Source organism: Candidatus Bathyarchaeia archaeon (genome assembly GCA_038883335.1).
Taxonomy (GTDB): domain Archaea; phylum Thermoproteota; class Bathyarchaeia; order Hecatellales; family Hecatellaceae; genus JAVZMI01.
Genome location: JAVZMI010000010.1, coordinates 41,263 through 47,262 on the forward strand (window position 1 = coordinate 41,263; position 6,000 = coordinate 47,262).

Consider the following 6,000-nt stretch of genomic DNA (forward strand, 5'->3'; position numbering starts at 1 on the left):
ACTTTTACGAGTTACGATAACATTATATTGTGAAAAATGTATCCTACGACACAAGGCGACTTATATGAGTCAAAATGAAAGACCGACCGCAGCGTTTGTACTCTCCTTCATAGCTGGGCTCTTCATATTGATAGATGGGGTAGCCCTTTGGATCATAGGCTCATTCCTCGCCAGACTCAATATGGCCGAGCTGATGTTCCAATACATGCCAAGATACACGGTGGAGTTTCCGCCAACCACAGGGCTTACGGCCGCCTCAACAGTCCTATATGTGCTTGGTGCCACTGGAATAATCTTCGGCGCCATAATATTAATTGGGGCCGCCATATTATACAGAAACCCTTCACACAGGACGGCATGGGGAGTAATAATTCTGGTGCTCTCGGTAATTAGTATCGCCACAGGTGGAGGCTTCCTAGTAGGCGCTATACTGGGAATCGTAGGCGGGATACTCGCCTTAGTGTGGAAGCCGAAAGTGGCAACCACACCTACAACTGCGGCTACCCAGACCTAAACCATAGTTCATGGTGGAAAGTTAAAAAAAATAAACCTAAATTTCAAAGTTCTCTCACCGCGCCCATCTCCCGGCGAGATTTTTAGCTGACCGGTGCGTATTGTTAAAGAGTACGTGAAACAAAGGTGTGGGGGCTGATGCCTAAAGATCTTGGCAACCCAGCCTTAGAAGCCCTCTCCAAGGTGACTTCCTACCCTGAGGAGTTCGGCCTAGATCTGGCTAAGCCTGAGGACAGGTTTAAATGGTTTCTAGCCTCGGTTCTCTTCGCCAAACGAATCTCCAGCGAGATCGCTAAGAGGACGTTCCAAAAATTCATGGAGAATAATCTGACAACTCCTCAAAAGTTGTTGGATGCCGGATGGGATAGGCTGGTTAGGGTCTTGGATTCAGGAGGCTACGTGAGGTATGACTTCTCAACGGCTACAAACCTCATAGAGGCGGCTAATTTCCTGAAGAAAGGTTACGGTGGAAGCTTGGAAACTTTGCATGAGCAGGCCAGAGACTCAGATGATTTGGAGAAGAGGCTCAGAGAAATCAGGGGATTAGGGCCTGTTGCACTCAACATCTTCCTCAGAGAACTTAGGGGGAGATGGGCTAAGGCTAGACCGAAAGTTTCCAACATCGCTCTAGATGTAGCTGAAAGGCTAGGCATCAGCGAGAAATATGTGGAAACCTACGAGCCCAAGCTTGTGAGGGTAAACCTACAATACTGCAGAAAGGGTAGATGTGATGTGTGCCCAGTAAAGAACCACTGCAAAACTATAGGGGTTAAGGATCCAATCTACGTCATCCACAAGCATGCGGCAACCCATCTACACTACGACCTTCGCCTTGAGGTAGGCGGTGTATTGAAGAGTTGGGCGATACCGAAGGAGCCCCCTACCCAAGTTGGCATAAAGCGGCTGGCGATTGAGACGGAGGACCATCCTCTCGACTACGCAGATTTTGAAGGCGAGATACCTGAGGGCTACTACGGTGCGGGAAAGGTTGAGATCTGGGATAAAGGCGACTACCAGCCTCTAGAACTTGGCGCAGACAAAATAGTCTTAGAACTTAACGGGGTGAGGCTAAGGGGGGTATACTGCCTCATAAAGGCTGGCTTCAAGGGTGCAGCAAAGAGCTGGCTCTTCTTCAAAAAGAGTGAATTTACCCGTAGCGTGAAGTCTCGAGCTTCTTCCACTACACCCTAACAGAGACACTCCTCCGCTTAAGACATGAGTTACGAAAGACTCTAACGCCCTCCCACAGAAAGCCCTCTCTTTAAACCATATTTGCACACACATTCAGCTTATTCATCTATGTGAACCCTATCTGCAAGGAAGAAGGTGACACATGTAGCAGAGAGCAAAAATGCCGCTTAAAGAAAATCATTTTTAGCCCTAATAAAAGGAGAACCCTTTTAGGCGGTATAGGGCATTAGAAGGGCATAGGTGGAGGCGGTCGGCTTTGTCCAAGGCTGACAAGTTCGATAAGGTTACAGATCTAGCTAAGAGAAGAGGCTTCTTCTGGCCCTCCTACGAACTTTATGGGGGCGTTGGGGGCTTCATAGACTACGGGCCCCTAGGCACCCTTATGAAGAGGAAGATCGAGGAGAAGTGGATAGAGACCTTCGTCAAGGGCGAAGGCTTACTCCTAATAGACACGCCGGTGGTGACCCCAGCCGTAGTCTTCGAGGCATCAGGTCACACGACTCACTTCACCGATCCCGTCTCCCGTTGCTTGAGGTGTGGGCGGAAGTGGCGAGCTGACCAACTTCTCGAGGAGCAGGCACATATCTGTGGAGAGGGACTCAGCCTCATAGAGCTCGGTACTCTACTCAAAGAGAAGCAGGTGCACTGCCCTGAGTGTGGTGGAGAGCTGGAAGAACCCCAACCCTTCAATGAACTATTCAAAACCACGATAGGCCCTTACAGCGAGAGCGTCGGTTATGGAAGACCGGAGACAGCTCAAGGCATATTCGTCAACTTCAAACGCCTCTACGAGCTGGCGAAGAACAAGATTCCCTTTGGCGTGGCTCAAGTTGGCCGGTGCCTCAGGAATGAAATATCCCCCCGCCAAGGCCCGATCCGGCTTAGGGAACTCACAATAATGGAGTTCGAGTTCTTCTTCGACGCTGAAGCGCCCTGCGAAAGAATTAAAGCTGTCGAGGCAGAGAGGCTCCGCCTCCTACATGAAGCGCTCGTTAAGAGGGGCGCTAACCAGCCTGAGGAACTCACCGTAAAAGAGGCACTTGAGAGAGGTTATATTAGGTCTCCCTGGAACGCCTACTTCATGGTTCTGGCGAAGCGTTTCCTCGCTGAACTCGGCATACCCAATGAGAGTCAAGCCTTCAAGGAGAAGCTCGCCGGTGAGAGAGCACACTACTCAGCCCAGACCTACGACCAAGTTGTTGAGCTCTCTAGGTGGGGTCTCGTTGAGGTCTCAGGCCACGCGTGGCGGACAGATTATGACTTGAAGATGCATATGGTTAGGAGCGGTGAAGATCTTAGAGCGTTTGTACCCTATGAATCTCCGCGCAGAGTTAAACGGCTGAGCGTGATTGCATGCGCGGAGGCCTTAAGTAAATCATTTGGAGAAGAGGCGACATACATAACTAGGCTCCTAGAACTTACACCCCCGGCCCAGATTCAGGCAGCCTTCCAAGAGAAGGGGTACTTTGACCTGAAGGGTGATGGGAAAGACTACCGGATACTTCCAAGCCACTTGCAATTGCAGGAAGTTGAAATTGAAGAAACAGGCAAACGATTTATCCCTCACGTAGCCGAACCGTCCTTCGGCTCTGACAGGATCTTCTACGCCGTCCTCGAGAACGCCTATACAGAGAGGGAGGGCCGGGTAGTCCTCAGACTGCCGAGAACTGTAGCCCCCTTCAATGTGGCTGTATTTCCTTTAGCCTCAAAGGACGGGCTGCCTGAGAAGGCTGAGGAGCTCTACAGAGAGCTGAAGAAGACAGGCTTCGACGTAATTTACGAGGTTGCAGGCTCTATAGGGCGGAGGTATGCAAGGGCTGACGAGGTTGGTGTACCCATAGCTGTCACGGTAGACTATAGGACTATGGAAGACGGCACGGTGACACTTAGGAATAGAGATACATGGAGCCAAGTCAGAGCTGCCATAGAGGACTTACCAGCCCGTATCTCAAGATATCTGAGGGGCGAGCTCGGGTTCGACGATTTAGGTAGTCTCGTGAGCTGAGTACACTCAACCATCTAATCGCCGAATACCCCAACCGCGATCTCTCTCCTCCGTGGACCATCCAACTCCAAGAGAAATATGTTCTGCCATACGCCTCTGAGAGGCCTCCCCCCTTTTATGAGGAGGCTCTTCGAAGGCCCTAAGAAGACCGATGCCAGATGAGCATAAGCATTATCGTCTACCAAGTCGTGGCGGTAGTGCGCTACCTCAGGAAAAGTCTCTAGGATCTTATGAATTATATCGTCGAGGAGACCTTCCTCATGTTCGTTGATAATGATTGCAGCCGTAGAGTGAAGAGCGGCTATCAGACATAAACCATTTTTCACACCAGAGTTGCGAATTACCCCCTCAACCATATCGGTTATATCAATGAGCTCCACCCTCTTGGCCGTCGAGAGAGTGAACTTCTCTACGAGGCTTTTCAGGGCCCCTTCACCCAACTACCACATACAATCTGCTAATATAAACTCGATGAAAACGTTAAAGTGGAGAAGGGAAAGACGAGAAATCCTCCTCTTCAAGGTTTGGGTGACCTGATCTAGAGTACCTGCCCCCTAACGTGGGCAGGGAGTTCAAACTCTCTGCAGCCATAAATGGCATGCCTCTCATAGAACTTTAGCCTTTGCAGACTCTACCCACCTCTTCACGTCATCCACCGTGAACGTGTACCCTTTTGGCAGCCTGACAGCACGTTTATCTACAGTCTCTTTCAGCTTCGCGTATAGTTCCTCAGGATTTGCTTCTGCAAGCTTTTCCTTCGAGTCTATCCTAGCTCCACGCACAAGAAGTTCTGCCGCCTCCTCATCCACACCGCTGAGACCTGCAAGTTCACTCTTAACCATAAGTTTGGCCATTCCTATCAGCTCTCTAGCCACCTTCTCAGAGATGCTGGCACGCTTCAGAGAATCAACTGAGGACAGGGCTAGATCGCTCACCGTATTAACAGCTATAGATCTCAGTTTTTTAGCTATCTCAGGCCCTATTCCCTCTATGACCTCTACACTCTCAGCAGGGTGAGGCTTCCTAACTGTGGGAGGCGTTACAGGAACTGGCTTTAGAGCTAGGTTCACTGTACTCATCAGGTTTGGGTCGATCTCGCCAGGTCGCGATGGCAATATTAACGCTACCCTTTCACCATCCTTCGATACAACAGCCTTGAGTTGGAGATTAAAGTCCGAGACTACATAAGTTGTGGGACGCTCCTGCTTCGTTGCGAACTCGTCAACGTTGATTAGATCCCGCTGTATTGATTTTATGAGAGAGTTAGGTTCAATCTTTACCGCGAAGCCCCTCTGCATATCAGCGATGGCTTTCTTTAAGTCGGCATTCTCAGCCTTAAGTGTCGCTAATTCTTTCCTAAGTTTTTCTATCTCTCTTTCCATTGAACTCACTTTGGTTTGAGCACAAAGCGCACATTAAACGCCGCCTCTTCCCCCAGCCTGTAGTAGTTCGATAAAAAAGCATTAGATGGGGCTATGTGTATCGAGCCATCCTTATAGGCTAAGGAGCATGATAGCTTCAGCTCTATGCTGGGGGCTACGAATGTTATAGGGCTGCCTATGGAGCCCTCTAGTACATTATCCATGGCGGTATTCGCGTTTACTAAGATACCCTCCAGGAAGACTCTCAAACTTACAAACGGGATCATAGTTGATCAAAAAATTGGGAGAGAATTAACCAGTCCCAGCTGGTTTATCTACTGGTGGCGCCGACTCTGCTACCTTCTTTATGGCCTCCATCAACGGTTGTGGTGGGGGTGCGGGTGCAACTGTAATCCTTATGAGGCTTGAGGCCTCAGCCTTGTAAGAGTATGTATTTTGATATTTTGCATCAACCGAGGCCGAGTAGAATAGGAATCTGGCTTTTGCCTTCACACCAACAGTTGTGGTTATATTCCTTGTTATGGTGACAGCCATCTTGATCTCTATGAGGCCGTTCTGGATCTGTAATAGTGTGGGAAGTATGCCGAAGGCTAGTGCATTCCCACTGATTTCCCTGTTTTCGGTAGTGGAGTCGGTGGTTTTCTTATAACTTATCACGACTTCTGTGCCTGACAGTTCCTCAACTCCTGCGATGAACGATTTGTTAGCTTCGTTCTGAGCGGATACCATCGCAAGGAGCAGGTCTCTTATCATCTCGTCGAAGGGTGCGTTTGCTACTTCCTGAGCTACCGACATCATAAACACCTTATTGAATGGTGACACGTGCACGTTATATATTCATTGTGTCACTGCTAATGTGGTGTTGCAGTAACATATCTAGGTTTGCCAGAAGAAATTTTTGAGCTCTCT

Annotated in this window: 7 protein-coding genes; 3 read left to right on the top strand and 4 right to left on the bottom strand. The window is 49.3% G+C overall.

Annotation, left to right across the window (positions count from 1 at the left end; all coding sequences use genetic code 11):
• Window positions 1–64 precede the first annotated feature (64 nt).
• The 3 genes from QXJ75_05765 to glyS all read left to right on the top strand — a co-directional run bounded on the left by QXJ75_05765 (window position 65) and on the right by glyS (window position 3,709).
• Window positions 65–514, top strand: coding sequence for a DUF6114 domain-containing protein (locus QXJ75_05765; protein ID MEM3737570.1), 450 nt, complete (start codon window positions 65–67; stop codon window positions 512–514).
• A gap of 137 nt (window positions 515–651) precedes the next feature.
• Window positions 652–1,704, top strand: coding sequence for a DNA polymerase ligase N-terminal domain-containing protein (locus QXJ75_05770; protein ID MEM3737571.1), 1,053 nt, complete (start codon window positions 652–654; stop codon window positions 1,702–1,704).
• A gap of 256 nt (window positions 1,705–1,960) precedes the next feature.
• Window positions 1,961–3,709, top strand: a complete 1,749-nt coding sequence (gene glyS / locus QXJ75_05775; GenBank protein MEM3737572.1) for a glycine--tRNA ligase — start codon at window positions 1,961–1,963, stop codon at window positions 3,707–3,709.
• 14 nt (window positions 3,710–3,723) lie between these two features.
• On the opposite strand, the gene QXJ75_05780 is transcribed toward glyS, so the two are convergent.
• From QXJ75_05780 to QXJ75_05795, 4 genes are all read right to left on the bottom strand, one after another.
• Window positions 3,724–4,149, bottom strand: coding sequence for a secondary thiamine-phosphate synthase enzyme YjbQ (locus tag QXJ75_05780; GenBank protein MEM3737573.1), 426 nt, complete (start codon window positions 4,147–4,149; stop codon window positions 3,724–3,726).
• Window positions 4,150–4,314: 165 nt separating this feature from the next.
• Window positions 4,315–5,091, bottom strand: a complete 777-nt coding sequence (locus QXJ75_05785; protein ID MEM3737574.1) for a DUF4332 domain-containing protein — start codon at window positions 5,089–5,091, stop codon at window positions 4,315–4,317.
• A 5-nt stretch (window positions 5,092–5,096) separates the two neighbouring features.
• Window positions 5,097–5,339: a hypothetical protein gene (locus QXJ75_05790; GenBank protein ID MEM3737575.1), complete on the bottom strand. Its 243-nt coding sequence runs from the start codon at window positions 5,337–5,339 to the stop codon at window positions 5,097–5,099.
• A 43-nt stretch (window positions 5,340–5,382) separates the two neighbouring features.
• Window positions 5,383–5,886, bottom strand: coding sequence for a hypothetical protein (locus tag QXJ75_05795; GenBank protein ID MEM3737576.1), 504 nt, complete (start codon window positions 5,884–5,886; stop codon window positions 5,383–5,385).
• Window positions 5,887–6,000 lie beyond the last annotated feature (114 nt).

Coding starts and splice junctions, on each gene's coding strand:
- QXJ75_05770 (MEM3737571.1), top strand. CDS start 652: ATGCCTAAAGATCTTGGCAACCCAGCCTTAGAAGCCCTCTCCAAGGTG.
- QXJ75_05765 (MEM3737570.1), top strand. CDS start 65: ATGAGTCAAAATGAAAGACCGACCGCAGCGTTTGTACTCTCCTTCATA.
- QXJ75_05785 (MEM3737574.1), bottom strand. CDS start 5,091: ATGGAAAGAGAGATAGAAAAACTTAGGAAAGAATTAGCGACACTTAAG.
- QXJ75_05795 (MEM3737576.1), bottom strand. CDS start 5,886: ATGTCGGTAGCTCAGGAAGTAGCAAACGCACCCTTCGACGAGATGATA.